Source organism: Pseudomonas sp. GXZC, from assembly GCF_026967615.1.
In the GTDB taxonomy this organism is placed as follows: Bacteria; Pseudomonadota; Gammaproteobacteria; order Pseudomonadales; family Pseudomonadaceae; genus Aquipseudomonas; species Aquipseudomonas azotoformans_A.
On sequence record NZ_CP114115.1, the window covers coordinates 2170449 to 2197184 of the forward strand.

General features: G+C 62.2%; 33 protein-coding genes. 27 read left to right on the top strand and 6 right to left on the bottom strand.

Going from position 1 to position 26736, the window contains the following annotated elements; all coding sequences use genetic code 11:
* Positions 1-42 precede the first annotated feature (42 nt).
* The gene (locus OZ428_RS10375) at positions 43-1299 is read left to right on the top strand and encodes a hypothetical protein (protein ID WP_269133303.1); all 1257 of its coding nucleotides are present in this window, start codon (positions 43-45) and stop codon (positions 1297-1299) included.
* Between the two features lies 1 nt (position 1300).
* Here OZ428_RS10375 and OZ428_RS10380 read toward each other — a convergent pair whose 3' ends face one another.
* Positions 1301-1630: an EscU/YscU/HrcU family type III secretion system export apparatus switch protein gene (locus OZ428_RS10380; protein WP_269133304.1), complete on the bottom strand. Its 330-nt coding sequence runs from the start codon at positions 1628-1630 to the stop codon at positions 1301-1303.
* Positions 1627-3204: a flagellar hook-length control protein FliK gene (gene fliK / locus OZ428_RS10385; RefSeq protein ID WP_269133305.1), complete on the bottom strand. Its 1578-nt coding sequence runs from the start codon at positions 3202-3204 to the stop codon at positions 1627-1629. The genes OZ428_RS10380 and fliK overlap by 4 nt, the downstream gene beginning before the upstream one ends.
* Before the next feature lie 200 nt (positions 3205-3404).
* On the opposite strand from fliK, the gene ccmA reads away from it, so the two are divergent.
* From ccmA to OZ428_RS10435, 10 genes are all read left to right on the top strand, one after another.
* Complete coding sequence (gene ccmA, locus OZ428_RS10390) at positions 3405-4040, top strand: cytochrome c biogenesis heme-transporting ATPase CcmA (protein ID WP_269133306.1); 636 nt, start codon at positions 3405-3407, stop codon at positions 4038-4040.
* The gene (gene ccmB / locus OZ428_RS10395; RefSeq protein ID WP_269133307.1) at positions 4037-4705 is read left to right on the top strand and encodes a heme exporter protein CcmB; all 669 of its coding nucleotides are present in this window, start codon (positions 4037-4039) and stop codon (positions 4703-4705) included. The genes ccmA and ccmB overlap by 4 nt, the downstream gene beginning before the upstream one ends.
* Positions 4706-4788: 83 nt before the next feature.
* Positions 4789-5544: a heme ABC transporter permease gene (locus tag OZ428_RS10400; protein ID WP_033901405.1), complete on the top strand. Its 756-nt coding sequence runs from the start codon at positions 4789-4791 to the stop codon at positions 5542-5544.
* Positions 5541-5717 carry a heme exporter protein CcmD gene (ccmD, locus tag OZ428_RS10405; protein WP_016978487.1) on the top strand — a complete coding sequence of 59 codons (177 nt, stop codon included), beginning with the start codon at positions 5541-5543 and terminating at the stop codon, positions 5715-5717. The genes OZ428_RS10400 and ccmD overlap by 4 nt, the downstream gene beginning before the upstream one ends.
* Entirely contained in the window at positions 5714-6169 is a 456-nt protein-coding gene (gene ccmE / locus OZ428_RS10410; RefSeq protein WP_028615684.1) for a cytochrome c maturation protein CcmE, read from the top strand. The genes ccmD and ccmE overlap by 4 nt, the downstream gene beginning before the upstream one ends.
* A gap of 3 nt (positions 6170-6172) precedes the next feature.
* Positions 6173-8161: a heme lyase CcmF/NrfE family subunit gene (locus OZ428_RS10415; protein ID WP_269133308.1), complete on the top strand. Its 1989-nt coding sequence runs from the start codon at positions 6173-6175 to the stop codon at positions 8159-8161.
* Entirely contained in the window at positions 8158-8694 is a 537-nt protein-coding gene (locus tag OZ428_RS10420) for a DsbE family thiol:disulfide interchange protein (protein WP_269133309.1), read from the top strand. Before OZ428_RS10415 ends, OZ428_RS10420 begins: the two co-directional genes overlap by 4 nt.
* On the top strand, positions 8691-9164 hold the full coding sequence (locus OZ428_RS10425; RefSeq protein WP_017136200.1) for a cytochrome c-type biogenesis protein: 474 nt from the start codon (positions 8691-8693) through the stop codon (positions 9162-9164). The genes OZ428_RS10420 and OZ428_RS10425 overlap by 4 nt, the downstream gene beginning before the upstream one ends.
* Complete coding sequence (ccmI, locus tag OZ428_RS10430) at positions 9157-10344, top strand: c-type cytochrome biogenesis protein CcmI (RefSeq protein WP_269133310.1); 1188 nt, start codon at positions 9157-9159, stop codon at positions 10342-10344. Before OZ428_RS10425 ends, ccmI begins: the two co-directional genes overlap by 8 nt.
* A 15-nt stretch (positions 10345-10359) precedes the next feature.
* Complete coding sequence (locus OZ428_RS10435) at positions 10360-10755, top strand: hypothetical protein (protein WP_095015295.1); 396 nt, start codon at positions 10360-10362, stop codon at positions 10753-10755.
* A gap of 103 nt (positions 10756-10858) precedes the next feature.
* Here OZ428_RS10435 and OZ428_RS10440 read toward each other — a convergent pair whose 3' ends face one another.
* Both OZ428_RS10440 and OZ428_RS10445 read right to left on the bottom strand, forming a co-directional pair.
* Positions 10859-11134 (bottom strand): DUF6124 family protein, encoded by a 276-nt coding sequence (locus OZ428_RS10440; protein ID WP_269133311.1) that lies wholly within the window; start codon positions 11132-11134, stop codon positions 10859-10861.
* 546 nt (positions 11135-11680) lie between these two features.
* Positions 11681-12097, bottom strand: a complete 417-nt coding sequence (locus tag OZ428_RS10445; protein WP_269133312.1) for an NUDIX hydrolase — start codon at positions 12095-12097, stop codon at positions 11681-11683.
* A gap of 390 nt (positions 12098-12487) precedes the next feature.
* Between OZ428_RS10445 and phnC the strand changes: the two genes are divergently transcribed.
* From phnC to phnP, 13 genes are all read left to right on the top strand, one after another.
* On the top strand, positions 12488-13321 hold the full coding sequence (gene phnC / locus OZ428_RS10450; protein ID WP_033897600.1) for a phosphonate ABC transporter ATP-binding protein: 834 nt from the start codon (positions 12488-12490) through the stop codon (positions 13319-13321).
* A 32-nt stretch (positions 13322-13353) separates the two neighbouring features.
* Entirely contained in the window at positions 13354-14355 is a 1002-nt protein-coding gene (gene phnD / locus OZ428_RS10455; protein WP_033897601.1) for a phosphonate ABC transporter substrate-binding protein, read from the top strand.
* Positions 14356-14525: 170 nt separating this feature from the next.
* Entirely contained in the window at positions 14526-15308 is a 783-nt protein-coding gene (phnE, locus tag OZ428_RS10460) for a phosphonate ABC transporter, permease protein PhnE (protein ID WP_016978496.1), read from the top strand.
* Positions 15309-15344: 36 nt separating this feature from the next.
* On the top strand, positions 15345-16049 hold the full coding sequence (gene phnF / locus OZ428_RS10465) for a phosphonate metabolism transcriptional regulator PhnF (protein WP_269133313.1): 705 nt from the start codon (positions 15345-15347) through the stop codon (positions 16047-16049).
* An 11-nt stretch (positions 16050-16060) separates the two neighbouring features.
* Positions 16061-16498: a phosphonate C-P lyase system protein PhnG gene (gene phnG, locus OZ428_RS10470; protein WP_269133314.1), complete on the top strand. Its 438-nt coding sequence runs from the start codon at positions 16061-16063 to the stop codon at positions 16496-16498.
* A complete protein-coding gene (gene phnH, locus OZ428_RS10475; protein ID WP_038845855.1) occupies positions 16498-17088 on the top strand; it encodes a phosphonate C-P lyase system protein PhnH in 591 nt (196 codons plus the stop codon). The genes phnG and phnH overlap by 1 nt, the downstream gene beginning before the upstream one ends.
* A complete protein-coding gene (locus tag OZ428_RS10480) occupies positions 17088-18164 on the top strand; it encodes a carbon-phosphorus lyase complex subunit PhnI (RefSeq protein WP_269133315.1) in 1077 nt (358 codons plus the stop codon). The genes phnH and OZ428_RS10480 overlap by 1 nt, the downstream gene beginning before the upstream one ends.
* Entirely contained in the window at positions 18157-18999 is an 843-nt protein-coding gene (locus OZ428_RS10485; RefSeq protein ID WP_269133316.1) for an alpha-D-ribose 1-methylphosphonate 5-phosphate C-P-lyase PhnJ, read from the top strand. The genes OZ428_RS10480 and OZ428_RS10485 overlap by 8 nt, the downstream gene beginning before the upstream one ends.
* On the top strand, positions 18960-19769 hold the full coding sequence (gene phnK / locus OZ428_RS10490; protein WP_161630236.1) for a phosphonate C-P lyase system protein PhnK: 810 nt from the start codon (positions 18960-18962) through the stop codon (positions 19767-19769). The genes OZ428_RS10485 and phnK overlap by 40 nt, the downstream gene beginning before the upstream one ends.
* A complete protein-coding gene (gene phnL, locus OZ428_RS10495) occupies positions 19766-20488 on the top strand; it encodes a phosphonate C-P lyase system protein PhnL (RefSeq protein WP_269133317.1) in 723 nt (240 codons plus the stop codon). Before phnK ends, phnL begins: the two co-directional genes overlap by 4 nt.
* Positions 20478-21623, top strand: a complete 1146-nt coding sequence (locus tag OZ428_RS10500; protein WP_269133318.1) for an alpha-D-ribose 1-methylphosphonate 5-triphosphate diphosphatase — start codon at positions 20478-20480, stop codon at positions 21621-21623. The genes phnL and OZ428_RS10500 overlap by 11 nt, the downstream gene beginning before the upstream one ends.
* Entirely contained in the window at positions 21623-22195 is a 573-nt protein-coding gene (phnN, locus tag OZ428_RS10505; RefSeq protein WP_269133319.1) for a phosphonate metabolism protein/1,5-bisphosphokinase (PRPP-forming) PhnN, read from the top strand. Before OZ428_RS10500 ends, phnN begins: the two co-directional genes overlap by 1 nt.
* Positions 22186-22935 (top strand): phosphonate metabolism protein PhnP, encoded by a 750-nt coding sequence (phnP, locus tag OZ428_RS10510; protein ID WP_269133320.1) that lies wholly within the window; start codon positions 22186-22188, stop codon positions 22933-22935. The genes phnN and phnP overlap by 10 nt, the downstream gene beginning before the upstream one ends.
* Positions 22936-22954: 19 nt before the next feature.
* Here phnP and OZ428_RS10515 read toward each other — a convergent pair whose 3' ends face one another.
* Entirely contained in the window at positions 22955-23650 is a 696-nt protein-coding gene (locus OZ428_RS10515; RefSeq protein ID WP_269133321.1) for an ArsR/SmtB family transcription factor, read from the bottom strand.
* Between the two features lie 74 nt (positions 23651-23724).
* On the opposite strand from OZ428_RS10515, the gene OZ428_RS10520 reads away from it, so the two are divergent.
* The gene (locus tag OZ428_RS10520; protein ID WP_269133322.1) at positions 23725-24846 is read left to right on the top strand and encodes a cytochrome P450; all 1122 of its coding nucleotides are present in this window, start codon (positions 23725-23727) and stop codon (positions 24844-24846) included.
* Here the strand turns inward: OZ428_RS10520 and OZ428_RS10525 are convergent.
* On the bottom strand, positions 24832-25713 hold the full coding sequence (locus tag OZ428_RS10525) for a LysR family transcriptional regulator (protein WP_269133323.1): 882 nt from the start codon (positions 25711-25713) through the stop codon (positions 24832-24834). The two genes, OZ428_RS10520 and OZ428_RS10525, sit on opposite strands and share 15 nt — an antisense overlap.
* Positions 25714-25903: 190 nt before the next feature.
* Here OZ428_RS10525 and OZ428_RS10530 point away from each other — a divergent pair, with 190 nt between their 5' ends.
* Together OZ428_RS10530 and OZ428_RS10535 are read left to right on the top strand one after the other, a co-directional pair.
* Positions 25904-26092: a type II toxin-antitoxin system HicA family toxin gene (locus OZ428_RS10530; RefSeq protein WP_269133324.1), complete on the top strand. Its 189-nt coding sequence runs from the start codon at positions 25904-25906 to the stop codon at positions 26090-26092.
* Positions 26093-26103: 11 nt separating this feature from the next.
* Positions 26104-26508, top strand: a complete 405-nt coding sequence (locus tag OZ428_RS10535) for a type II toxin-antitoxin system HicB family antitoxin (RefSeq protein ID WP_269133325.1) — start codon at positions 26104-26106, stop codon at positions 26506-26508.
* Positions 26509-26736: the final 228 nt, after the last annotated feature.

A 26736-nucleotide genomic window follows, 5' to 3' on the forward strand; every position in this document is an offset into this window, starting at 1 on the left:
GGCAGGCTAATTTTTCGAGTCCCGGTTACTGGAGGACTGAAGATGACTATCCAACCTGCTGCATCCGTTCATGGCGTGGCGGCACCCGTGCATGCCGAACCTGGCTTGCCCACGGCAGCGTCAATCAATTCAAGCAATGCGCGTAGCGTTTTGATTCAATTGATCGGCAGGCCGCTTTCCGAGAACACTTATCGGGAGCGGCTTGCCTGCATGATCGCCGATCCGAGCATCACTTCCTGGCAGGCGCTGACGCGTAACCCTGGGCAGTTGCAGCGGCTGCAGGACAATGAACGACTGGGCTGGGCCGACCCGGCTGCGGCTGACAAAACCTTGCCGACACTGGCGCAGGCCCTGGGGCAGCGAAACGTCTGGCTGCCTGAGGTGGACAGCCTCAATGCCAACATCCTGAAGAACCTGACGGTACAGGTGGCAGAAAAATATCTGGCGCAATTCCAGTCCATACTTCAAGACCCGGCACCTGCCTTGTCGCAGGATGTCTCGATAGTCCGCGGTGCGCCATCAGCGGGTAAAACCACCTTTCTCACTGGCCAGTTCGCGCTCAACACCGATGTTGTCAAAAACATGATCCAGAACCGTATGCCCGGCACGAGCATGTTGCAGGTGCATGACCAGGGCGCGGCGTTGGTTCAGCAGTTCATGGGCCCCATGGAAAAGCGCTTGGGGCAGCCACTGACGCGAGATGCGTTGTACCTGTGGCCAAACGATTTCAACCAGAAAATCGCCGATATCGCACGCTTGAGCCAGGCGCCCAAGCTGCACTTTCATGATATCCAGGTGGACCTCGCGACCTTGTGCTGTCGGATTCTCAAGCGCGGCACCGATGAGGCGGTGATGGACTTCAATGTCCTGAGCCAGTTTTTCAGTGCGGGCCTGGAGCATCGGGGGCCGAGTATCGAATCGGTCAAGAACAGTCAGGACAGGCTTAAGGAGTATTCACTGTCGGCCTGGAACGGTCAGCAGAATGTGCTCGTTGCTCAACGCGCACCCGGTGCCCAGGATTTTGTGATCAAGGATCAGGCCCTGTTCGATAAAGTGACTGCCCGGGATAGCCGTTCCATACAGGCAGAGGTAGAGAGTGTTCGCAGTACCGTGATTGACGCGCCGTTCATCGATGCCTTCACTGCTCCACTTCCGCCCGCGCAGGCGAGTGCATTTGGCGCGGCATTGCGGCGGTATGAGGGGCAGACGTTCGAGCAGGCGTTGAAACAGCACGCCCAGCGCATGCCGGTTGCTACCTCGGTAGCGGCCCGCGTGTTGGCCGGTGTGAGGCCCGGCTGATTCAGTAGTCGTCCCCACGTTCGGTCACGTCGCGTTCTACCGGCGCGGCGTCCGGGTCATACCCTACCGGGAACTTGCCCTTCAGCGTCCAGGCAAACGCAATGATCTCGGCAATCGTGCGGTACAACTCCTCTGGAATACTGTCACCCAGTTCCATCCGCGCCAGCAGTTTGACCAGCTCGGCGTTTTCATAGATCGGCACTTCGTTTTCGCGCGCCAGCTTCAGGATGGCTTCGGCCAGGGCATCGTCGCCCTTGGCGGTCAGGGTCGGTGCTTGCTGGCCGTCGTACTTGAGGGCAATCGCCTGGCGCGGTGGCGTTGGGTTTTTCATGCGGTTTCATCCACCCAGCGTTGCTCCAGTCCGGTTTTCGGCCCGCGTGGCGGGGTGCCGAGGTGGCAATCGAGGTCGCCGACATTGATGCCGGACGTCACCAGACGCTCGCGCAAGCTGCCCAAATGGCTTTCGATCAAACTGGCGGTGAATGGCCGCGAGGCCCACAACTGGCTGGACAGTTTGCCCTGGCTCAATTGCGCCTGCACCTGCAGCGGCCCCAGCGGCTCCATGTCGAAGGCCAGTTCGACGCGCCAGAGCATCTGCTTGGCGTCCTTTTTCTCTTTGCGTTCGGGCTGGTCCTTGTCCGGCGCCGGCTCTTCGCGCTGGAACTTGACCTGTAATGGCACGATGTCTTGCAACGTGCGCATGGGGATTTCCAACTGCCAGGTGGTTTGCAGGCGGCCGTCGGCGGTGGTGCCGGTCTGTTCCAGGCTCGACAGCTGGTGGCTCTGCAAGCGCGAGATCGCCCCGGCTGCCAGGCGCAGCAGGTTTTCCAGGTCGCCTTCGCCTTCCAGTTTCGCCATCAGCCGTTCCGGCAAGGGGAAGCCGGCGGGTATCTGGCGGGCGCTGACCTGGCCGAGGGTGTTCAAAGGGCTGCGCACGAAGTTGGGCAGGACCTGGGCCAGGGTGTTGGCGGCGAGGATTGCATTCATGTTGGTGCTGGCGGGCAGGGCCGGCAGCAAGTCGGCGACCAGGCGCAGCAGGGCGCCTTTCATGTCCAGCGGTGGGACTTGCGGGTTTTGCCCGGCGAGCAGCTTGGCTTCCAGAAAGGCACCGCTGTTCTGGATGACTTGCGCCAGTACCTTGGGGTTGCTGACCTGGGCCAGGTCGGGAAGGGCGGCGAGTAAACGCTCAGCGGCGCCGCGCAGTTCGGCCGAGGTGCTGTCGCCGCGTGGCAAATTTTGCAATGCAGTGAAGACTGCATCCAGCGAGCCCTGACGGCTTTGCTGGGTCGACAGTTGTTGGGTGACGGCCAACTGATCCTTGAGCCCGCTCAGCGGCACAAAGCTCAAGGTCTGTGCGTTCTGCACCACGGCGCTGAGCAGGCTGCCGACGCGCAACGGCTGCGGGCTTTCCACGGTCAGGGTCGCGCCAGTCAGTGCGCTGTTGAGCACGGTGACCAGTGAGCGATAGATGGCCGGTTGTGCCGTACCTTGGGGCAACATCTGGGTGGTCAGCACCTTGGCCTGAAGCAGCGAGCCCACCGGCATCTGGTTCGTGTCGATGCGGGTCAGGGCGGCGACATTGGCGCTCAAGGCCTGTTGCAGGCTGAGGGTCAGGTTGCCGGTGGGCGTCTGGCTCACCGCCACATTGCTGCCCAGCGGCAGTGGCTGCGGGCTGCTGGCCTGCACCAGCGTCTGACGGCCGCCTTCAAGGGTCAGCTTGAGCAGCAACTGAAAGGCTTCACCGCCTTGTTTCAGGGCGATGACCTCGGCGTTCGCGGTTTTCCCAGGGTCGATCAGGCCGATCTGCGGCTCCAGCAGTTTCAGCAACTCGCCGGCCGCAGTCGCAGGGCCGGGCCCGGCTGCCGGGGCGGGTGGAAGCGTAGGAAGGTTGATCTCACCGGTCATCGCGCGCGTCGTCTCTGGGGAAATTGCCCTCTTTAGAGTAGGGCATCACATGTATAATGCCGCCCGTCTGCAAAGAGAGCGGTAAAAACCTCACAACTATTTGATCCAGCTCTCTAAAATCGGTCGCCAAAGCCGTTATTGTGCATTTCTCTTTAACGGCCGCTGCACCGCCGACTTGAACCGTAAAGGCCCGCGATCTTTTGACCAGCCCTCTTCTTGAAGCCGTAGCGCTCTCCTGTGAACGCGACCTGCGCCTGCTGTTCGAGCACCTCGAACTGCGGCTGGCGGGCGGCGACATGGTGCAGGTCAGCGGCCCCAACGGCAGCGGCAAGACCAGTTTGCTGCGCCTGTTGGCCGGGTTGATGCAGCCGACGGCTGGGGAAGTTCGCCTGAACGGCAAGGCCCTCAACGAACAACGTACCGAACTGGCGCGCAACCTGATCTGGATCGGCCACGCCGCCGGCATCAAGGACGTGCTCACCGCCGAAGAAAACCTCAGCTGGCTCAGCGCCTTGCATCATCCCGCGTCCCGCGATGCGATCTGGCAGGCCCTGGCCGCCGTCGGCCTCAAGGGCTTTGAAGACGTTCCCTGCCACACCTTGTCCGCCGGCCAGCAGCGCCGCGTGGCCTTGGCGCGTTTGTATCTGCCGGGCCCGCCGCTGTGGATTCTCGACGAGCCCTTCACCGCCCTCGACAAACAAGGCGTCGCCCAGCTGGAAGAACACCTGGCCCAGCATTGCGAGCAGGGCGGTCTGGTCATCCTCACGACCCACCACACCCTGACGCGCATGCCTGCTGGCTATCGCGATCTTGATCTAGGGCGGTGGGCGGCATGAGCGTATTCGCCCTGTTGGTCGCCCGTGAAGCGCGCTTGCTCTGCCGTCGCCCGGCGGAACTGGCCAACCCGCTGGTGTTCTTCGCGATTGTCATCGCGTTGTTCCCGTTGGCAGTCGGCCCCGAGACTAAACTGTTGCAAACCTTGTCCCCGGGACTGGTGTGGGTGGCCGCGCTTTTATCGGTCCTGCTCTCGCTGGACGGGCTGTTTCGCAGTGATTTCGAAGACGGTTCCCTGGAACAGTGGGTCCTTTCGTCGCACCCCCTGCCACTTCTGGTACTGGCCAAGGTACTGGCACACTGGGCTTTTTTCGGCTTGGCGCTAGTCTTGCTCTCGCCGTTGCTGGCGATGATGCTGGGCTTGCCCGTCGAATGCCTGCCGGTGTTGCTCCTGTCCTTGTTGCTCGGTACGCCGGTGCTCAGCCTGTTGGGGGCGGTGGGCGCAGCGTTGACCGTGGGTTTGAAGCGGGGCGGCCTGTTACTGGCCCTGTTGATTCTGCCTTTGTATATCCCGGTGTTGATCCTGGGCAGCGGTGCTTTACAGGCCGCGCTCATGGGCATGCCGGCGACCGGTTACCTCCTGTGGCTTGGTAGCCTGACCGCCCTGGCGGTAACCCTGACACCCTTTGCTATAGCGGCCGGCCTGAAGATCAGCGTCGGCGAATAATGAGGTCTGGTTAAGCGTTGTCTTAACCAGTAAAGACCCTAAGCTTTTCGCAACGACGAAAAGCTACCGTGATGGAAACAGCAATGAACTGGACCTGGTTTCACAAGCTCGGCTCGCCCAAATGGTTCTATGGCATCAGCGGCAAGCTGCTGCCGTGGTTGAGCATCGCTGCCGTTTTGCTGATCGGCATTGGCCTGGTCTGGGGCCTGGCCTTTGCGCCGCCGGACTACCAGCAAGGCAACAGCTTTCGCATCATCTATATCCACGTTCCCGCCGCGATGCTGGCCCAGTCCTGCTATGTGATGCTGGCCGTGTGCGGCATCGTCGGCCTGGTGTGGAAGATGAAACTCGCGGACGTGGCCCTGCAATGCGCCGCGCCCGTTGGCGCGTGGATGACTGCCGTGGCGCTGGTCACCGGCGCAATCTGGGGCAAACCCACCTGGGGTTCGTGGTGGGTGTGGGATGCGCGACTAACGTCCATGCTGATCCTGCTGTTCCTGTACTTCGGTCTGATTGCCCTGGGCAACGCGATCAGCAATCGTGACAGCGCCGCCAAGGCCTGCGCGGTGCTGGCGATTGTCGGCGTGATCAACATCCCGATCATCAAATACTCGGTGGAGTGGTGGAACACCCTGCACCAGGGCGCCACCTTCACCCTCACCGAAAAACCGGCAATGCCCGTGGAAATGTGGGCGCCTCTGCTGCTGATGGTGCTGGGCTTCTACTGCTTCTTCGGCGCTGTGCTGCTGATGCGCATGCGCCTCGAAGTACTCAAGCGTGAAGCCCGCGCCAGCTGGGTCAAGGCCGAAGTGCAAAGCAGCCTGGGAGCGCGCGCATGAGTTTTGCTTCTTTCAGCGAGTTTCTCGCCATGGGCCATCACGGCCTGTATGTCTGGACGGCCTACGGCATCTGCCTGGCGGTGCTGGCCATCAACGTTGCCGCGCCGATCCTGGCCCGCAAGCGTTACCTGCAACAAGAGGCGCGTCGTCTGCGCCGGGAGACCGAAAAGTGAATCCGCTGCGTAGAAAGCGTCTGTTGATCATCCTTGCCATCCTGGCCGGCGTTGGCATTGCCGTGGCCCTGGCCTTGAGTGCCCTGCAGCAGAACATCAACCTGTTCTACACCCCGACCCAGATCGCCAATGGCGAAGCGCCGGTGGATACACGGATTCGCGCCGGCGGCATGGTGGAGCAGGGCTCGCTGAAGCGATCCGGTGATTCCCTCGACGTGACCTTCGTGGTCACCGACTTCAACAAAGCCGTGACCATTACCTATCGTGGCATCCTCCCGGACCTGTTCCGCGAAGGCCAGGGCATCGTCGCCTTGGGCAAGCTCAACGCCGACGGCGTGGTGGTGGCCGATGAAGTGCTGGCCAAGCACGATGAAAAATACATGCCGCCGGAAGTCACCAAGGCCCTCAAAGACAGCGGCCAATCCGCGCCAACGCCTGCCAAGGAGGGCTAAGCCATGACGTCCGCACTGTTTATTCCAGAGCTGGGCCAGTTGGCGATGATCCTCGCCCTGTGTTTTGCCGTCGTCCAGGCCGTGGTGCCGTTGCTCGGCGCCTGGCGTGGCGACCGCCTGTGGATGAGCCTGGCGCAGCCGGCCGCCTGGGGCCAGTTTGCCTTTTTGCTGTTCGCCTTTGGTTGCCTGACCTACGCCTTCATGACCGACGACTTTTCCGTCGCCTACGTCGCCAATAACTCCAACACCGCTTTGCCCTGGTACTACAAATTCAGCGCCGTGTGGGGCGCCCACGAAGGTTCGCTGCTGCTGTGGGCATTGATCCTCGGCGGCTGGACCTTCGCCGTGTCGGTGTTCTCCCGGCAACTGCCGCAAGTGATGCTGGCGCGCGTGCTGGCGGTGATGGGCATGATCAGCATCGGCTTCCTGCTGTTTTTGATCATGACCTCCAACCCGTTCAGCCGCATCCTGCCGCAGATTCCTACAAACGGGCATGACCTCAACCCATTGCTGCAAGACATCGGCCTGATCGTGCACCCGCCGATGCTCTACATGGGTTACGTGGGTTTCTCCGTGGCCTTTGCTTTCGCCATCGCCGCCTTGCTCGGTGGGCGCCTCGATGCGGCCTGGGCGCGCTGGTCGCGGCCGTGGACCATCGTCGCCTGGGCTTTCCTCGGGATTGGTATCACCTTGGGCTCTTGGTGGGCGTATTACGAACTCGGCTGGGGCGGCTGGTGGTTCTGGGACCCGGTGGAAAATGCCTCCTTCATGCCTTGGCTGGTGGGCACGGCGCTGATCCACTCGCTGGCCGTCACTGAAAAACGCGGCGTGTTCAAAAGCTGGACCGTATTGCTGGCCATCGCGGCATTTTCCCTCAGCCTGCTCGGCACTTTCCTGGTGCGTTCCGGCGTGTTGACGTCGGTGCATGCGTTCGCCTCCGACCCGGAGCGCGGCGTGTTCATCCTGATCTTCCTGCTGTTTGTGGTCGGTGGCTCCCTGACGCTGTTCGCCCTACGCGCGCCCGTGGTCAAGAGCCAGGTCGGTTTCAACCTGTGGTCGCGGGAAACCCTGTTGCTGGGCAACAACCTGGTGCTGGTAGTAGCGGCGTCGATGATTTTGCTCGGCACGTTGTACCCCTTGGTGTTGGATGCCCTGAGCGGCGCCAAGCTGTCCGTCGGCCCGCCGTACTTCAACGCGTTGTTCATTCCATTGATGGGCCTGTTGATGGTGGTGATGGCGGTCGGCGTGCTGGTGCGCTGGAAAGACACCCCGGTGAAATGGCTGGCGGGCATGCTGATGCCGGTGCTGCTGGGCAGCGTGGCCTTGGCGGTGATCGCCGGGATTGCCTACGGCGATTTCAACTGGGCCGTGCTCGCGACCTTCCTGCTCGCCGCCTGGGTATTGCTGGCCGGCGTGCGCGATATCTTCGACAAAACCCGTCACAAAGGCCTGATTAAAGGCCTGCCCAGCCTGACACGCAGCTATTGGGGCATGCAGATCGCCCACATCGGTATCGCCGTGTGCGCCCTGGGCGTGGTGTTGTCCAGCCAGAACAGCGCCGAGCGCGACCTGCGCCTGGCGCCGGGTGAGTCCATGGACCTGGCCGGTTACCACTTCATTTTCGAAGGCGCCAAGCACTTCGAGGGGCCGAACTTCACGTCAGACAAAGGCACCGTTCGTGTCGTGCGCAACGGCAAGGAAATCGCCGTGCTGCATCCGGAAAAACGCCTGTACACCGTGCAGAGTTCGATGATGACCGAGGCCGGCATCGACGCCGGTTTCACCCGCGACCTGTATGTGGCGTTGGGCGAACCCTTGGGCGACGGCGCCTGGGCCGTGCGCGTGCACGTCAAACCGTTCGTGCGTTGGATCTGGTTCGGCGGCCTGCTCACCGGTTTCGGTGGCTTGCTGGCCGCGCTGGACCGGCGTTATCGGGTCAAGGTCAAGAGCCGGGTGCGTGAAGCGCTCGGCCTACAGGGAGCGGCGGCATGAAGCGTTGGTTGATGGTTGTGCCGCTGGCGATGTTTCTGGTGGTTGCGGTGTTCTTGTATCGCGGGTTGTATCTGGACCCGGCCGAGCTGCCTTCGGCGATGATCGGCAAGCCGTTCCCGTCGTTTTCGCTGCCGACCGTGCAGGGCGACAAAACCCTGACCCAGGCCGACCTGCTGGGCAAACCGGCGCTGGTCAACGTGTGGGGCACCTGGTGCATCTCTTGCCGCGTTGAACACCCGGTGCTGAACAAGCTGGCCGAGAAGGGCGTGGTGATCTACGGCATCAACTACAAGGACGACAATGCGGCGGCCTTGAAGTGGCTGGCCGAGTTCCACAACCCGTACCAGCTGGATATCCGCGATGAAGACGGCAACCTCGGCCTGAACCTCGGTGTGTACGGTGCTCCGGAAACCTTCTTCATCGACGCCAAGGGCGTGATCCGCGACAAGTACGTCGGCGTGATCGACGAAGTGGTCTGGCGCGAGCAACTGGCCGCCAAGTACCAGGCCCTGGTCGATGAGGCCAAGCCATGAAGCGCCTGTTAGCCGCTGCGGTGCTGGCGCTTGGACTGGTCGGCGTGGCCCATGCCGCCATCGACACCTACGAATTCGCCAAGGACGGTGACCGCGAACGCTTTCGCGAACTGACCAAGGAACTGCGTTGCCCCAAGTGCCAGAACCAGGACATTGCCGACTCCAACGCACCCATTGCCGCCGACCTGCGCAAAGAGATCTTCCGTATGCTGGGGGAGGGCAAGGACAACCAGCAGATCATCGACTTCATGGTCGACCGCTACGGTGATTTCGTGCGTTACAAACCGGCCCTCACCGGCAAGACCGCGCTGCTCTGGTTCGGCCCTGCCGGGTTGTTGTTGGCTGGCGTCGTGGTCATGGCCGTGATCGTGCGCCGCCGTCGCGCCGCACCGACTGACGGCTCCGACGCGCTGTCCCCTGATGAGCGTAAACGCCTCGACCAATTGCTGGACACCAAGACTGATGATTGATTTCTGGCTCGCAGCCGGCTTGCTGCTTCTGATTGCCCTGAGTTTCCTGTTGATCCCTGTACTGCGCGGCCGTCGTGCCCAGCGTGAAGAGGACCGTACCGCGCTGAACGTGGCGCTCTACCAGGAACGTGTGGCCGAGCTGCAAGTGCAGCAGGACGAAGGTGTGCTCAACGCCGCCCAACTCGACACCGGCCGCGCCGAAGCTGCGCGCGAATTGCTGGCCGACACCGAAGGCGTGGAAAAACCGCGTGAATCGCGCCTGGGTAAGCCATTGCCATTTCTAGCGGCGTTTCTGGTGCCTGTCCTGGGCGTTGCGCTGTACCTGCATTACGGGGCCAGCGACAAGGTTGAACTGACCCGCGAATTCTCCCAGCCGCCAGTGTCCATGGAAGACATGACCCACCGCCTGGAACGCGCCGCTGCCGCCCAACCGGATTCGCCGGAAGGCCTGTATTTCCTAGGCCGTGCCTACATGGCCCAGGACCGTTCCGCCGATGCGGCCAAAGTCTTCGAACGCACCGTGGCCCTGGCCGGGCGCCAGCCGGAACTGCTCGGCCAGTGGGCCCAGGCGCAGTACTTTGCCGACAACAAACAGTGGTCGCCCAAGGTTCAGGCGCTGACTGATGAAGCCTTGAAGCTGGATCCGAAGGAAGTCACCAGCCTCGGCCTGCTCGGTATCGCCGCCTTTGAAGGCCAGCGTTATCAGGAGGCGATTGACTACTGGAACCGTCTGCTGGCTCAACTGCCGCCGGAAGACAACTCCCGCGCAGCGCTGCAAGGGGGCATTGATCGCGCTGCTGAGAAGCTGAAAGAAAGCGGCGGCACCGTCGCCCCTCAAAAAAACGCGATGAAGGTTCGGGTAGATCTGAGCGCCGACGTGAAGGCCAAAGCCCTGCCCACTGACAGCGTATTCATCTTTGCCCGTGCGGTCTCCGGCCCACCGGCGCCCTTGGCGGCCAAACGCGTCACGGTTGCCGAACTGCCGATCACCGTCGAACTGGGCGATGCGGACGCAATGATGCCGCAGTTGAAACTGTCGAACTTCCCCGAAGTCCAACTGGTTGCGCGCATATCCCGGGCTGGTGTTCCGACAGCTGGCGAGTGGATCGGCCGCAGCCAACCTTTGGCCAGCAGCACGACTGCCTTGCAGCAGCTGACCATCGACAGTCCGGACAAGTAAATCGAGGAAACGCCCATGACCGCATTTGCACGCATCACCTTGCTCAGCCTGGTACTCGGCCTGAGCGCTTGTGCGGTCCACCGCCCACCTCCCGCGCCGACCGGCCCGACCATCCCACCGTCAGGCCCGTCGACCCAGCCAAGCACCAAACCCTCGGGCCCAGTGACCCCAGCGCCGAAGCCAGTGCCCACCAAATCCGCAACCTTCGCCCCACCACCGGGCGCCGTGAGCCACTGGGACGGCAAGATGCAGGTGTATGTGCTGGACGAACAGCCCGATACCTTCTACCGCCAGCGCACGTATTACCGCTGGAGCAACGGTTGGAGCCGCTCCATCAGCCCGAACGGGCCGTGGGAAGAGACGGATGTGCAGGGCGTGCCGCCGGGGTTGAGCAAGCAGTACGCGCAATGACAAAAGGCGACCTTCGGGTCGCCTTTTTCATGCCGTTGAAACACGTTCTCCAAACCAATGAAGATCACCTGTGGGAGCCGGGCTTGCCCGCGATGGCGGCGTGTCAGGCCACCGGATACTCCCGATTCAGCGCTTCATCCACCAACAACTGCGCAATCTCAATCATCTGCACCACCGCCAACACCTGCTTGCGGCCCGAGCCATCCAAGTGCTCGGCACAGTCATAGGCACACACGGTTGCCGATTCCAGCATCTCGCTGGCATTGCTCAATGCAGCTTCGGTGCTTAGGCCGGGGCGGACGGTGAAGATGAGATTGGGTGGGGTTTGTGGTGTGTCATCCGAGGTGGATGGCGGGGGGTTAGGTGTGACTTTTTTCATACGGTAGCTCCTGGAGTAAAGGGAGCCGCCACAATCACTTCCACATGATGGGGTGGCGACTGTACGCAGGTGTGGAAGACCGGACTCCAGGACCCCGGCGCACCCGAAAGTGCCCCGCGCACAGCCGCCATAACATTTTATAGCGAGCATGAAAAAAGCGCCCGCTAGAGGCTATGGGCGCTTATACGCCTGGAGAGTTCGGGCTTCCACACCCGTTCGCTGATTTTGCAGCGACCCGCGAAGGTTAGCGGCGAGGTTGATCAGACGCAACCCGAAATCTGTGTAGGGCATATCTACAGGTTCTTTGCTGGTCGCTACCGCAAGATGTAAGGAGGCGGCTGTGAATGGGGTGGTAGGCCGGTCGTCGGAATGCGGCAGGCCGAAGCCTCCCATGCACAGCCGCCACAAAGCAGCCAGAAAAAAGGTGAGCCGTACGCAGGTTGGTCGACCGGGGAATGGAAACCCGGCAGGGGCTGGCCCTCCTGCGTACAGCTCGGTCTCCATATTGGAGACGGGTTAAATGACTAGCCGTAGGGAAAGTCTTGTTCAGCGAGCTTTAGAACCAAGGCTCTCTATCAGCATGGTCAGCGCGCCCTTAAAGATCGGGTGCCATTCATTGGTGGGTTCGCTGCCCAATGGGTGCCAGTAGAAGCGAAAACAGTGCCCTCCATCATCTTCTGCAAAATGGGTCCAGGTATCCGGAAGGTCTGCCGGTACGTGGCATTGGTGAAATGCCCAGGTCTGGCCGGTGATCTCTGAATGCCAGGTTCCCAAGTCCCGAATGACACGGCCGGTTATACCGGCCTCTTCTTGTAACTCGCGAATAGCCGCATTGGCTGTCGTTTCGCCTGGCTCAACACTGCCCTTGACCAGTTGGAAACCGGCCAGTGGGTGCTCGAATGCGAGGATTTCCAGGGACTGTCTTGTGCGAAGGACTACGGGGCAGGCCTTGGTGATGATCATTGCGTTTGGTATTCCAGATTCTTGGGCTCGCTAAGTGTAGGGGCTTTCATGCAATTACTGGAATGCAGAATACCTCAAGACAAATCAATCCCTTGTGGCGAGCGGGCTTGCCCCGCGTTGGGCTGCGAAGCGGCCCCAAAACCTGGCGACGCGTTCTGCCTGAATGAACACGCTGGCCATACTGGGGCTGCTACGCAGCCCAACGCAGGGCAAGCCTGCTCGCCACAGGGTTGATCTGAGTTTCGGTCAAGTCCAACCTTTCACAAAACCTTCATCCAACCGACCCCCTCCAGTCATGTGCAAGTCATAGGGCTGACACCTCCCGCGCCTACTGTCGTTTGAACTCAACCGCAGCCATCCCCTGGCTGTTCAAACAAGACAGAGAAGCCCATGAATCACGCTATCCATGTCGATCACTTGAACAAGACCTTTGCGAAGAAATCCGCGTTGGTCGACCTCGAACTCACCATTGCCCCAGGTGAGATGGTCGCGCTGATTGGCGCTTCCGGTTCTGGCAAGTCCACCTTGTTGCGCCACTTGGCGGGGCTGGCCTGTTGCGACAAGAGCAACGGCGGCAGCGTCAAGGTGCTGGGCCGGGAAGTGCAGGCCAGTGGGCGCTTGAATGGCAAGGTGCGGCGGTTGCGCGCAGACATCGGCTACATCTTCCAGCAGTTCAACCTGGTCAACCGCCTGAGCGTGCTCGACAACGTGCTGCTCGGTTGCCTGGGCCGCATGCCGCGCTGGCGCGGCAACCTCGGCTTGTTCAATGCCGAAGAGAAGGCGTTTGCCCTGGAATCCCTGGCGCGCGTTGGCTTGGCCGACTTGGCCGCGCAACGGGCTTCGACCTTGTCCGGCGGCCAGCAACAGCGCGTGGCGATTGCCCGTGCATTGACCCAGCGCGCCGAGGTGATCCTGGCCGATGAGCCTATCGCTTCGCTTGACCCGGAGTCGGCACGCAAGGTCATGGAGATCCTCGCCGACATCAACCGCCGCGACGGTAAGACCGTGGTGGTGACCCTGCATCAAGTCGATTACGCCATGCGTTATTGCCCGCGTGCCGTGGCCCTCAAAGGTGGCCGTATTCATTTCGACGGCCAGGGCAGCGAGATGAGCAGCCACTTCCTCAATGATTTGTACGGTGCCGACGTCGACACCAGCCTGATGTTTTCCGACCAGTCCCGCCAAACCTCCGTCACCCCTCGGCTGGCCCTGGCGCGCGCTTGAAACCCTACTCACGACCCACAGGAATCCTTTCCATGTTGAACCGTATCGGTCACGTCTTTCTGTCTGCGGTGTTGCTGGCCAGTGTGGCGTTGGGCAATGCCCATGCCGCCGACAAGGCGATCAACTTCGGCATCATGTCCACCGAGTCTTCGCAGAACCTCAAGAGCATCTGGCAGCCGTTCCTGGATGACATGCACAAGAAGACCGGCCTGACCATCAACGCCACCTTCGCCTCCGACTACGCCGGCCTGATCCAGGGCATGCGCTTCAACAAGGTCGACGTGGCCTGGCTTGGCAACAAGGCCGCGATGGAAGCGGTGGACCGCTCCAACGGCGAGATCTTCGCCCAGACCGCCGCCGCCAACGGTGCCGCCGGTTACTGGAGCGTGCTGATCGTGCGCAAGGACAGCCCGATCAACAACGTCGAAGACATGCTCAAGAACGCCAAGAACCTGACCTTTGGCAACGGTGACCCGAACTCCACCTCGGGCTACCTGGTGCCGGGTTACTACGTGTTTGCCAAGAACAATGTGGATGCCGCCACGGCGTTCAAACGCACGTTGAACTCCAGCCATGAAGTCAACGCGCTAAGCGTCGCCAAAGGGCAGTTGGACGTCGCCACCTTCAACACCGAAAGCTGGGAGCGCCTGGAAGTCACCCAGCCGGACAAGGCCGCCATGCTCAAGGTGATCTGGAAATCGCCGCTGATCCCGGCCGACCCGATGGTGTGGAGCAAGGCCCTGAGCGACAGCGAGAAAACCAAGATCCGCGACTTCTTCGCCCACTACGGTGACACCGATGAAGAGAAGGCCGTGCTGAAGAACATGCAACTGGGCAAGTTCCTCGCCTCTAGCGACGACCAACTGTTGCCGATCCGCCAGTTGGAGCTGTTCAAGCAGCGCACCACGATCAGCGCGGACGACAAGCTGGAAGCGGCGGATAAGGCCAAGAAGCTCGCTGATATCGATGCTGACCTGGCCAAGTTGCAGCAGCGCATCACCGAACTCGACAAGAAAACTGCGGCTAACGGCTAATCCCCCGCCTGTATGCAGAGTGCTTTTGTGGTGAGGGGGCTTGTCCCCCGACGGGTTCACAGCAGAGCCATTGGGGCTGCTGCGCAGCCCAGCGCGGGGCAAGCCCGCTCACCACAGAAGCCAGGCTCACCACAGAAAGCCCACTCATACACATTGATCGAGAGTGACCCATGACAACCTTGCACGCTGAAGCCGTCGGTAAACGCACCTGGCCGCAATACCTCGGCTGGGGCCTGTTCCTGGTCCTGCTGGCCTGGGCCTGGCACGGCGCCGAGATGAACCCGCTGGCGCTGTACCGTGACTCCGGAAACATGGCGACCTTCGCCGCCGACTTCTTCCCGCCGGACTTCCACGAGTGGCGCTCCTACCTCAAGGAGATGATCGTCACCGTGCAAATCGCCCTCTGGGGCACGGTGTTGGCCATCGTCTGCTCGGTGCCGCTGGGCATTCTCTGCGCCGACAACATCACCCCTTGGTGGATCCACCAACCGCTGCGCCGGGTGATGGACGCCTTCCGTTCCATCAATGAAATGGTGTTCGCCATGTTGTTCGTGGTCGCCGTCGGTCTCGGTCCCTTCGCGGGCGTTTTGGCCTTGTGGATCAGCACCACCGGCGTCCTCGCCAAGCTGTTTGCCGAAGCCGTCGAAGCCATCGACCCAGGCCCGGTGGAAGGCGTGCGTGCCACTGGCGCGAGTGCCTTGCAGGAAGTGATCTACGGCGTGATCCCCCAGGTGATGCCGCTGTGGGTGAGCTACGCGCTGTACCGCTTCGAAGCCAACGTGCGCTCGGCCACGGTGGTCGGCATGGTCGGCGCGGGCGGGATCGGCGTGATCCTCTGGGAAAACATCCGCGCCTTTCAGTTTGTACAAACCTGCGCGGTGCTGCTGGTGATCATCGTGGTGGTGAGTTTGATCGACGTGTTGTCCCAACGCCTGCGCAAGCAGTTCATCTGACGTCGGAGGGGTGCCCGCGCGGCGCTTTTTTTAAGCATGCAGTTGTCTAGACAAGATGAGCCGGTGTACCGCGAACTCGCGGATATCCTGCGCCGTGAATTGAGCAGCTACAGCGCCGGCGACTTCCTGCCCGGCGAGGTGCACATGGCCGAGCGTTTTGGCGTCAACCGCCACACGCTGCGCCGCGCCATCGACGAGCTGGTATTCGAAGGCAGCCTGTTGCGCCGCCAGGGCAAGGGCACCCAGGTACTTGATCGCCCGTTGATCTACCCGATGGGCGCCGAGACCTCCTACAGCCAGTCGCTGTCGGCCCAAGGCGTGGGCGTGGAAGCGGTGCTGCTCAAGCGCCGCTACTGCTACGCCAGTCGCGATGAGGCGCAGCACCTGGGCATTGCCGAAATGGCGCCGATGATCGAGCTGCAGACCCTGCGCAAACTCAACCACCAACCCGTCAGCCTGATTCGCCATCGCTACTGCGCCAGCCGGGCGCCGCTGCTGGCCGACTACACCGGCGGTTCGCTGCGCCAGTACCTGCGCGAACGCGACCTGCCGCTGACGCGCACCCAAAGCCTGATCGGTGCGCGTTTGCCCAACCGTGATGAAGCCGCGCTGCTGATGATGCCTCGGCACTTGCCAGCCCTCACCGTATTCACACTTTCCCGCGATCGCGACGGCCGCCCGGTGGAGCTGGCGCAGTCCACCAGCCGTTCGGATCGCTTCCAGTACCAAGTGGTGACCTGATGGAGACCCTGATGAATCTGTCCCCGCGTCAGCATTGGCTTGGTGTGCTCGCCCGCGCCCAACTCAGTGAACTGCAACCTCACGAAGCCGCGTTGAAAGACGCGGAATACCAACTGATCCGCGCCCCGGAAATCGGCATGACCCTGGTGCGCGGCCGCATGGGCGGCAATGGCGCGCCCTTCAACGTCGGCGAAATGAGCGTGACCCGCTGCGTGGTGCGCCTGGCCGATGGTCGCACCGGCTACAGCTACCTGGCCGGGCGCGACAAGGCTCACGCTGAATTGGCGGCCCTGGCCGATGCCCATTTGCAAGGCACGCAGCCAAGTCTTTGGCTCAGCGATTTGATCACCGCGCTGGCCAATACTCAGGCCGCTCGACGCGCGCAAAAAGAAGCCGACACCGCCGCGACCAAGGTCGAGTTCTTCACGTTGGTTCGAGGAGAAAACTGATGAATGCGCAACTGTTGCAACCGGCCTTTGTCGACCCGGTCCTGGACGCCCAGCGCGGTTTTCGTGCCGCCCTCAAAGCCTTGGCCGAACCCGGTTTAATCCAGCACCTGCCCTGCGCGCCGCGCCTCGATGGCCTGGCGCCCGCCACCTATGCCCTGTGCCTGGCGATGCTGGATGGGGACACGCCGCTGTGGCTGGCGCCGAGCTTCGACACGCCGCTGATCCGCGCCAACCTGGCGTTCCACTGCGGTTGCCCGTTGACGGCGAACCGTGAAGACGCGGTGTTCGCCTTGCTCGGTGAGCAAGACTTGCTCGACCTCAGCGGCTTCGACCACGGCAATGACCGTTACCCCGACCAGTCCTGCACCCTGCTTGTGCAGCTCACCGACCTGGAGTCCGGTCGCGGCCTGCTCTGGCGCGGTCCGGGCATCAAGGCCCAGCGCCAGGTGCAGGTGCCCGTGCCGCAAGCCTTCTGGCTGGAGCGCCAGCGTCGCGAAGCCTTCCCCCGTGGCCTGGATGTGTTGTTTGCCGCCGGTCATCACCTGATCGGCCTGCCGCGCAGCAGCCGTGTCGCAGAGGAGCGTGCCTGATGTACGTAGCCGTCAAAGGTGGCGAACAGGCCATCGACAATGCCCATCGCCTGCTGGCGAAAAAACGCCGGGGCGATACCGCGATTCCTGAACTGAGCGTGAAGCAAATCCGCGAGCAACTGCCCCTGGCCGTGGCGCGGGTGATGACCGAAGGTTCGCTGTTCGACGAAGAACTCGCCGCGCTGGCGATCAAGCAAGCGGCGGGGGACCTGGTGGAAGCGATCTTCCTGTTGCGCGCCTACCGCACCACGTTGCCGCGCTTCAGCCCGAGCTTGCCGATCGACACTGCGCAGATGTCGTTGAGCCGACGCCTGTCGGCCACATTCAAGGACGTGCCCGGCGGCCAGTTGCTCGGCCCGACGTTCGATTACACCCACCGCCTGCTGGATTTCTCGCTGCTGGCCGAAGGTGAATACCCCGGCCCGCAGACCACGCCGGATGCGCGCATCGAAGCCTGCCCACGGGTGCTCGGCCTGCTCGCCAAAGAAGGCCTGATCAAGACCGAAACCGACGACAACGCCAGCGTCGCCGATATCACCCGCGACCCGCTGGAATACCCGGCCAGCCGCGCCGAACGCTTGCAAGCCCTGGCCCGTGGCGATGAAGGTTTCCTGTTGGCGCTGGGCTACTCGACCCAGCGTGGCTACGGCCGCAACCACCCATTTGCCGGCGAGATTCGCATCGGCGACGTCGAGGTGTGGATCGACCCGCCAGAGCTGGGCTTTCCCATCTGCCTGGGCAGCATCGAAGTCACCGAGTGCGAGATGGTCAACCAGTTCGTCGGCTCCGCCACCGAGCTGGCGCAGTTCACTCGCGGCTACGGGTTGGCCTTCGGGCATGCCGAGCGCAAGGCCATGGGCATGGCACTGGTCGACCGTTCGCTGCGCGCGGGGGAATACAACGAAGAGATCGTCTCGCCGGCCCAGCGTGAAGAATTCGTACTGGCCCACTGCGACAACGTCGAGGCGGCCGGTTTTGTCTCGCACCTCAAATTACCGCACTACGTGGACTTCCAGTCCGAACTGGAACTGATTCGCAAACTGCGCCAACCGGCCGAGGGCCCGAGCCATGAATGACGCCGCCTACAACTTCGCCTACCTCGACGAGCAGACCAAACGCATGATCCGCCGCGCCTTGCTCAAGGCCGTGTCGATCCCTGGTTACCAAGTGCCGTTCGGTGGCCGCGAGATGCCGTTGCCCTACGGCTGGGGCACCGGCGGCATGCAATTGACCGCTGCGATCCTCGGCGCGGAGGACGTGCTCAAAGTCATCGACCAGGGCGCCGACGACACCACCAACGCCGTGTCGATCCGCCGCTTTTTTGCGCGCACCGCAGGCGTCGCCACCACCGAAGCCACGCCGGACGCGACGGTGATCCAGACCCGCCACCGCATCCCGGAAACCCCGCTGCAGGCCGATCAGATCATGGTCTACCAGGTGCCGATTCCCGAGCCGCTGCGCTTTATCGAACCGTCGGAAACCGAGACCCGCACCATGCACGCCCTGAATGATTACGGGGTGATGCACGTGAAGCTCTACGAAGACATCGCCACCTTCGGCCATATCGCCACCAGCTACGCCTACCCGGTGATGGTCGACGAGCGCTACGTGATGGATCCGTCGCCGATCCCCAAATTCGACAACCCGAAACTCGACATGAGCCCGGCGCTGATGCTGTTCGGCGCCGGTCGCGAGAAGCGCCTGTACGCGGTGCCGCCCTATACGCAGGTCACCAGCCTCGACTTTGAAGACCACCCCTTCGAGGTACAGAAGTGGGAGCACAACTGCGCCATCTGCGGCAGCCGTGAATCGTTCCTCGATGAGCTGATTCTGGACGATGCGGGCACCCAGAGTTTTGTCTGTTCCGACACCTGGTATTGCGCGCAACGCGTCAAGGAGAACAACCAGTGAGCCAGCCGTTATTGCAAGTGCGTGACCTGTCCCTGTTGTACGGCCCGGAGAAGGGCTGCCAGGGAGTGAGCTTCGATCTTTACCCCGGCGAAGTGCTGGGCATCGTTGGCGAGTCCGGCTCGGGTAAATCCACCTTGCTCTCGCTGTTGAGCGGGCGCCTGCCGCCGCAAGCGGGGAGCATCGGCTACCGCAGCAAGGACGGCGAATGGCTGGATTTGTACAGCGCCAGCGAAGCCGAGCGCCGCACCTTGCTGCGCACCGAATGGGGCTTTGTCGAGCAGAACCCCCGCGACGGTTTGCGCATGGGGGTGTCAGCCGGCGCCAACATCGGCGAGCGCCTGATGGCCCAGGGCGTGCGCAATTACGAGCAGCTGCGCGGTGCCGGTCTCGATTGGTTGAGCCAGGTGGAAATCGACCCGCAACGTATCGATGACTTGCCGCGCACCTTCTCCGGCGGCATGCAGCAGCGCCTGCAAATCGCCCGCAACCTCGTCTCCAGCCCACGGCTTGTGTTCATGGACGAACCCACCGGCGGTCTCGATGTGTCGGTGCAAGCGCGCCTGCTCGATCTGCTGCGCGGGCTGGTGCGTGAGCTGGATTTGGCGGTGGTGATCGTCACCCACGACCTGGCCGTCGCGCGCCTGTTGGCCGACCGCCTGATGGTGATGCGTCGCTCCCGTGTGGTGGAAACCGGGCTCACCGACCAGATCCTCGACGATCCACAGCACCCTTACTCTCAACTGCTGGTGTCTTCGGTATTGCAGCCATGACAAATGCCTTGATCGAGGTCCGTGACCTCTCGAAAACCTTCACCCTGCATCAGCAACACGGCGTGGTGCTCAACGTGCTGCGTGGCGTCGAGTTCAGTGTGCAGGGCGGTGAATGCCTGGTGCTGCACGGCCAGTCCGGCGCCGGTAAAAGCACCTTGTTGCGCACCTTGTACGGCAACTATCTGCCGGCGGGCGGCAGCATTCGTGTGCAGCATGGGGGCGCGTGGCTGGAACTGGTCGGCGCCGAGCCGCGTGACATCTTGCAGGTGCGTCAGCAAACCCTCGGGTACGTCAGCCAATTCCTGCGGGTAATCCCCCGCGTGGCGTGCCTGGACGTGGTGATGGAGCCGGCGTTGGCCCGTGGCTGGTCCAAGGCCAATGCGCAGTCGCGTGCCGAACACCTGCTGACCCGCCTGAATATCCCGCAACGGCTGTGGCAGCTGGCGCCCGGCACCTTCTCCGGCGGTGAGCAACAGCGCGTCAACATCGCCCGCGGCTTCATGGTGGCCTGGCCGGTAATGCTGCTGGATGAGCCCACCGCGTCCCTGGACGACAACAACCGCCAGGTGGTGCTGGAGCTGATGAACGAAGCCAAGGCCGCCGGCGCAGCGCTGATCGGCATCTTCCACGACCGCGCCGCCCGTGAAGCGGTTGCCGACCGTCATTTCGACATGACCCCCACGCCTGTTGCCCAAGAGGAATACGCAAATGCCCGCTGAACAGATCCTCAGTAATGCCCAGATTGTCACGGCTGACCGCATGTTCCTGGGCTCGGTGGTGCTGCGCGACGGCAAGATCGTTGACCTCGCTGAAGGGCGCAGCCAGTTGCCCCAGGCCCAGGACCTGGGCGGTGATTTCCTGTTGCCGGGCCTGGTGGAATTGCACACCGACAATTTGGAAAAACACATGACCCCGCGTCCCGGCGTGGACTGGCCGTCAACTTCGGCCGTGCTCAGCCACGACGCGCAGATCATCGCGGCGGGCATCACCACGGTGTTCGACGCCGTCTCCATCGGCGACGTGAACCCCAAGGGCAACCGCATGAAAAAGCTGCCGGCGATGCTCGACGCCATCGCCCAGGCGGAAGGTGCCGGCCTGACCCGCGCCGAGCACCACCTGCACCTGCGCTGCGAGCTGTGCCACCCGGACACGCTCAGCGTGTTCCGCGACCTGGTGGAAAACCCGCTGGTGCAACTGGTGTCGGTGATGGACCATTCGCCGGGCCAGCGCCAGTTCGTGCTCGAATCCAAGTACCGTGAGTACTACATGGGCAAGTACCACCTGAACGACGAAACCATGGACGCGTTCATCGTGCTGCAAAAGGCCAACTCCCTGGCGTACAGCGACCGTTATCGCGCCGCCATCGTCGAGCATTGCCTGGCGCGCGGCCTGTCCGTCGCCAGCCACGACGATGCGACATTGGCCCACTTGCAAGAGTCGGCGCGCTACGGCATGACCATCGCCGAATTCCCCACCACGCTGGAAGCGGCGAAGGGCTGCCACGCGCTGGACATGAAAGTGTTGATGGGCGCTCCGAACGTGGTGCGCGGTGGGTCGCACTCGGGTAATGTGGCCGCCGCCGGCCTGGCGGCCGAGGGATTGCTGGATATACTTTCCAGCGACTATTACCCGGCCAGCCTGTTGCAGGCGGCCTTTGTGCTGGCCGACCAGCAGGACGGCGGCGACCTGTCGCGAGCGGTCAAGATGATCAGCCTGGCGCCGGCAAAAGCCGCGGGCCTCAGCGATCGCGGCGAAATCGCCATTGGCCTGCGCGCGGACCTGGTCCAGGCCCGCAGCCGCGAAGGGCTGCCGGTGGTGCAACAAGTATGGCGACAAGCGAAGAGGGTGTTTTGATGGCAGGCAGGTTGATCTATCTCATCGGGCCGTCCGGCTCGGGCAAGGACAGCCTGCTGGATGCCGCACGCCCACGGTTGGCCGAGCGCGGTTGCCGTATCGTGCGCCGCGTTATCACCCGCTCGGCGGAAGCAGTGGGCGAGGCGGCGCAAGGGGTCACCCCGGAGCAGTTCGCCGCGCTGCAGGCGGAGGGCGCCTTTGCCCTCAGCTGGCAGGCGAATGGCTTGTCCTATGGCATTCCCAAGGAGATCGACGCGTGGCTGGCGGCGGGTGACGACGTGCTGGTCAACGGCTCCCGTGCGCACTTGGCACAGACCCGCGCGCGTTATCCGACGTCGCTGGTGTTGCTGTTGACGGTGGACCAGGCGGTGTTGCGCCAGCGTTTGATCGCACGCGGGCGTGAGGCCTTGGCGGATATCGAGGAGCGCCTGGCACGCAATACGCGGTTCACCGCTGAGTTGATCGCGGGGCATGGGGCGGGGTTGTTCGTGCTGGACAACTCCGGGCCGCTCGAGCATACGGTCGAGCGCCTGCTGTGCTGCCTCGACCACGGGCACTCGGCATGCGCCTGACGCTGCTCGGCACCGGTGACGCGCGGCAAGTCCCGGTGTACGGCTGCGAATGCCCCGCGTGCGGTCTGGCGCGCAGCGACGCAAGCCTGCGCCGCCGACCGTGCAGCGCGCTGATCGAATGCGGAGACCAACGCTGGCTGATCGACAGCGGTTTGCCTGACCTCACCGAACGCTTCCCGCCGCGCAGCTTCAACGGGATTTTCCAGACCCACTATCACGCTGATCATGCCCAGGGTTTGCTGCACCTGCGCTGGGGGCAGGGGCTGGTGATTCCGGTGCACGGCCCGGCGGATCCGGAGGGCTTGTCCGACCTGTACAAACATCCGGGCATTCTCGATTTCAGCCAGCCTTTTGCCGAGTTTGAAACACGCCACTTTGGCGAGTTGAGCGTCACGGCGTTGCCGTTGCAGCATTCCAAACTGACCCTGGGTTACCTGCTGGAAGGCGAGGGGCGGCGCATCGCCTACCTCACCGACACGGTCGGCCTGCCGCCGGCAACATTAGCCTGGCTGCAACGTGAACCGCTGGACGTGCTGGTACTGGATTGCTCCATGCCGCCGCAGCCGCAAGCGCCGCGTAATCACAATGACCTGACGCTGGCGTTGCAGAGCATTGAGGAAACTGGCGCGCAACGGGGGGTGTTGACCCATGTGGGGCATACGTTGGATGCGTGGTTGCTAGAGCATCGGCGTGAACTGCCTCGGCACGTGACGGTGGCTTGGGATGGTCGAGTCGTTTAGTCGCTCCCACCGTGAATCTTCATTGTTCTGCGAGGTGTATTCCAAACTTGACCGCCAGTTCCTTGCGCCCTTTGGACGTCAAACCCAATGCACGGCTGTCCAGATCCTGAGTTACCCATCCACGGCCAATCGCGTTCTGCAGCAACGCCGCGCCCAAGGCACCTGCCAGGTGCGGGCGGCGCATGCTCCAATCCAGGCACGAACAGGCGATACGCCGTCGCTGTGCGCGCAGGGTCACCACATCAATTCCCAGTTCGGTCATGACGTCATCGCCCGGCGGCGTGAGCTGGTAAGTACCTTCGCCGACCAACCATCCGGCCGCGATGAAATGGTCATGCAATTGCACCGCAAGCGTACCCGCCATATGGTCGTAACAGGTGCGCGCGAACTGCAAGCGACTGGGCGTGTTCGACACAAACGCCTTGGCGCTGTCGCGGCTGATCACCATCAAGCCTTCAATCGCCTGGGCAATATGCGGCCCGGCAAGGCTGTAGTAGCGATGACGTCCCTGGGTATGCAGCTTGATCAAGCCATCCTCCTTGAGCCTGGCCAAGTGAGCGCTTGCCGTTGATGCGCTGACCTCGGCAATCACCGCCATTTCGGTGCTGGTACGCGCATGACCGTCCATCAGCGCGCAGAGCATTTTCGTGCGCGCGGGTTCTGCTATCGCTCCGGCTATTCGGGAGAGGGCGGCGTCATCGTCGTGGGCATTCATGTTTCGTTCCTGAGCGAAGCGTTGCCGTTTGTAGGGGCTGATAGTAGCGGTTCTTTTCGAACAGGATGTGCTGAATGACACCGCTGGAAGCCGCAACCCATACAGACCCCTACGACTACTATGCACGCTTGCGTGACGAAGATGAGTTGCTGTTCGATACCGAACTCGGGATGTGGATAGCCAGCCGGGCGGAGACGGTCGAGGCCGTTCTGGCGCATCCTGATTGCCGTGTACGACCACTCCATGAGCCGGTCCCTCCCGCGATTGCACAGCGTGCAACTGGCCAGATGTTTGCACGGTTGATGCGTATGAATGAAGGCACTGCCCATCGTTGTCCGAGGTCGATCATTGAGCCGGCGTTGGCTGGTTTGGGCGCCAACCACGTTGCAGGCGTCGTTACGCAACTGAGCGCAGGCTTGAATACCCTGGATGAGTGGATGTTCACCCTACCGGTCTCGGTGGTTGCGCATCTATTGGGTGTGCCGCGTGAGCAGTTGAGAACCGTTGCGGGCCTTACGCGGGATTTCGTTGCGTGCCTCTCGCCTTTGAGCAATGCCATTCAACTGCAGAATGCCGATGTTGGCGTGTCGCAATTGAGCCAGCTGTTCAGGGGTGTGCTTGAGGAGACAGCATTGCTGGCGCTGATCCGCCGAGGCGACTGGCCGGACGCGAAAGTGCTGAATGCCAACCTGATCGGGCTGTTGGCGCAGACCTGCGAAGCGACGGCTGGCCTGATCGGCAATACACGGGTGATGCTCTCTCGGCGGCCTGAACTGGTTGAACAGGTGCTGCGCACGCCGACCCTGGCGACTGCCCTGGTGGAAGAGGTCGCCCGCTACGATTCGCCGGTGCAAAACACCCGCCGATTTGTTGCCAGGCGCTGCGCGATTGGTCATCGCGTTGTAGAGGCGGGGGACACCATTCTGGTGTTGCTGGCTTGCGCCAATCGAGACCCTGGCGCGAACGCGAACCCCGACAGTTTTGTGCTTGAGCGCCTCAGTCGGCGAACCTTCAGCTTCGGTTCTGGCCACCACCGGTGCCCAGGGCAGCAGCTAGCGTTCGCCATTGCTTCACAAGCCATCCTGGAACAGCTTTGGCGTCAACCGGCCTTACCGGCAGACGCGGAGCAATTCACTTACTGGCCATCGCTTAACGGGCGCATTCCACGGTTTCACAGCACGCTAATGCGTGAGTAACCCTTCAACGTATTCGATAAATGCCTTGGCCTTGGCACTCGGCATTCGCCCCGTCGGCAATACCGCCCACAGGTCCTTTGGCGGGAGTTCCCAATCGGTCAATACGGGCTTCACTTCACCCCTGGCCAATTCCGGCGAGAACATCCATTCGGACGTCATCGCCAGGCCGTGGTGGGCGAGCACACCTGCGCGCAAACCTTCGGAAGAGGTGACGCGCAAGCGTCCTTGAGCGGCGATGGTGTGTTCGTGAAGGCCTTGTTTGAAGGGCCAGAGCGGGCTTTCCCCGAGGCTGTAGATCACGGCCTGGTGGTTGAGGATATCCGCCGGGCTCTGTGGCTCGCCGAAACGTTCGAAGTAGGCCGGCGTACCGAATACCCTGCACGGACTTTGGCCAAGCCGGCGAGCAGTGAGGCCCGAATCACTCAGGTTGCCGATACGCAGGGCGATGTCGATGCCGTCTTCAACCAGGTTCAGGAGTCGGTCGTCGAGCAACACGTCGATGTTCAGGCCTGGATGTTGGTCCAGGAAGGGACCCAGGTTAGGAATTATCCGCATGCGGGAGAAAGTCACTCCAGCGCTGACCCGCAGGTTGCCCGTCAATCCGGCGCTGGCGCCACGGGCGGCCTCGTCGGCTGCATTGGCTTCATCGATAGCCCGCTTGGCCCCTTCGAAGTACACCAGGCCCGCCTCGGTGGGGGTCAGGCCCCGTGTGGAGCGCATCACCAGCCGCACGGCAAGGCGCGCCTCCAGTTGCGCAATGCTCTTGGACACGGCGGGCTGGCCGATGCCCAGGCGTTTGGCGGCTGCGGAGAACGAGCCGGTTTCGACGACGTGGACGAAGGTTTCCATGGCGGTGAGGCGGTCCATCGGTGGCTCCTGTCGGGCTTGGCGGCGTTCAAGCCTAAGGCGATGACCCGGATGTGTCATGCGTTTCCAGTGTCGAGCGGGTGGGTTTTCAATATCCAGTAAACAGCCGTCAGTCAGACCTGCGTATTTTGTGCTTGAGTAAAGGTAACTCTAGGGTTACTTTTATTCAGGCCAAGCCAAGGAGGCTCGGGTGCAAAGCAGGTTATTGATCAAGGAACTGCAAGAGGCGGGCTGGGTGCTGGATCGGGTCACGGGCAGTCATCATATTTTTACCCACTGCTATAGCCCGTACACCCTCCCTGTGCCGCATCCCAAGAAGGATTTGCCGCTGGGCACCGTCAGAAGCATCAGGAAACGCGCCGGCTTGTTTCAGTTTTAAGGAGAACGTTCATGCAATACCCAATCTGTATCGAATGGGGCGATGACTTCACCGCCACCGGTATTCAGATCCCCGATATCCCAGGTGCGGTCACCGCCGGGGACAGTTTCGAAGAGGCCTATAACGCTGCGGTGGAAATCGCGCACATCATGCTGCAAGAGATTGCCGCAGAAGGCGGCCCGATTCCGATGCCGACGTCGGTAGCCAACCATCACGCGCACGAAGACTACGCCGACATGGGTTGGGGGATGTTAGAGCTGGACATCTCGCCCTACCTGGGCAAGACCGAAAAGGTCAACGTGACTTTGCCTGGTTACGTCATCCAGCGCATCGACCGGTATGTGCGTGAACACAAGGTCAAGAGCCGCTCTTCCTTCCTGGCGGACGCTGCGCTGGAGAAGCTGGTGCGGTCCTGAGGAAGGGTTAAGGGATATGTCCTGACCATTGGGATAACCGTGTAGTTGAGCGAACAGCGTTGTTTTAGAATTTGTTTTTCTCTTGCCAAAACAACGCGATGCCGCCCGGGCCTTTGTGTTGTCGATTGTTTAAATTGCAAAGGCATTCCTGGTGGTATCGCCTCGTGTTTCTGGGCATTCGGGTGTTGCGGTTGGTATTAACTTTACGGTGGTGTCGGATTTTTCAGC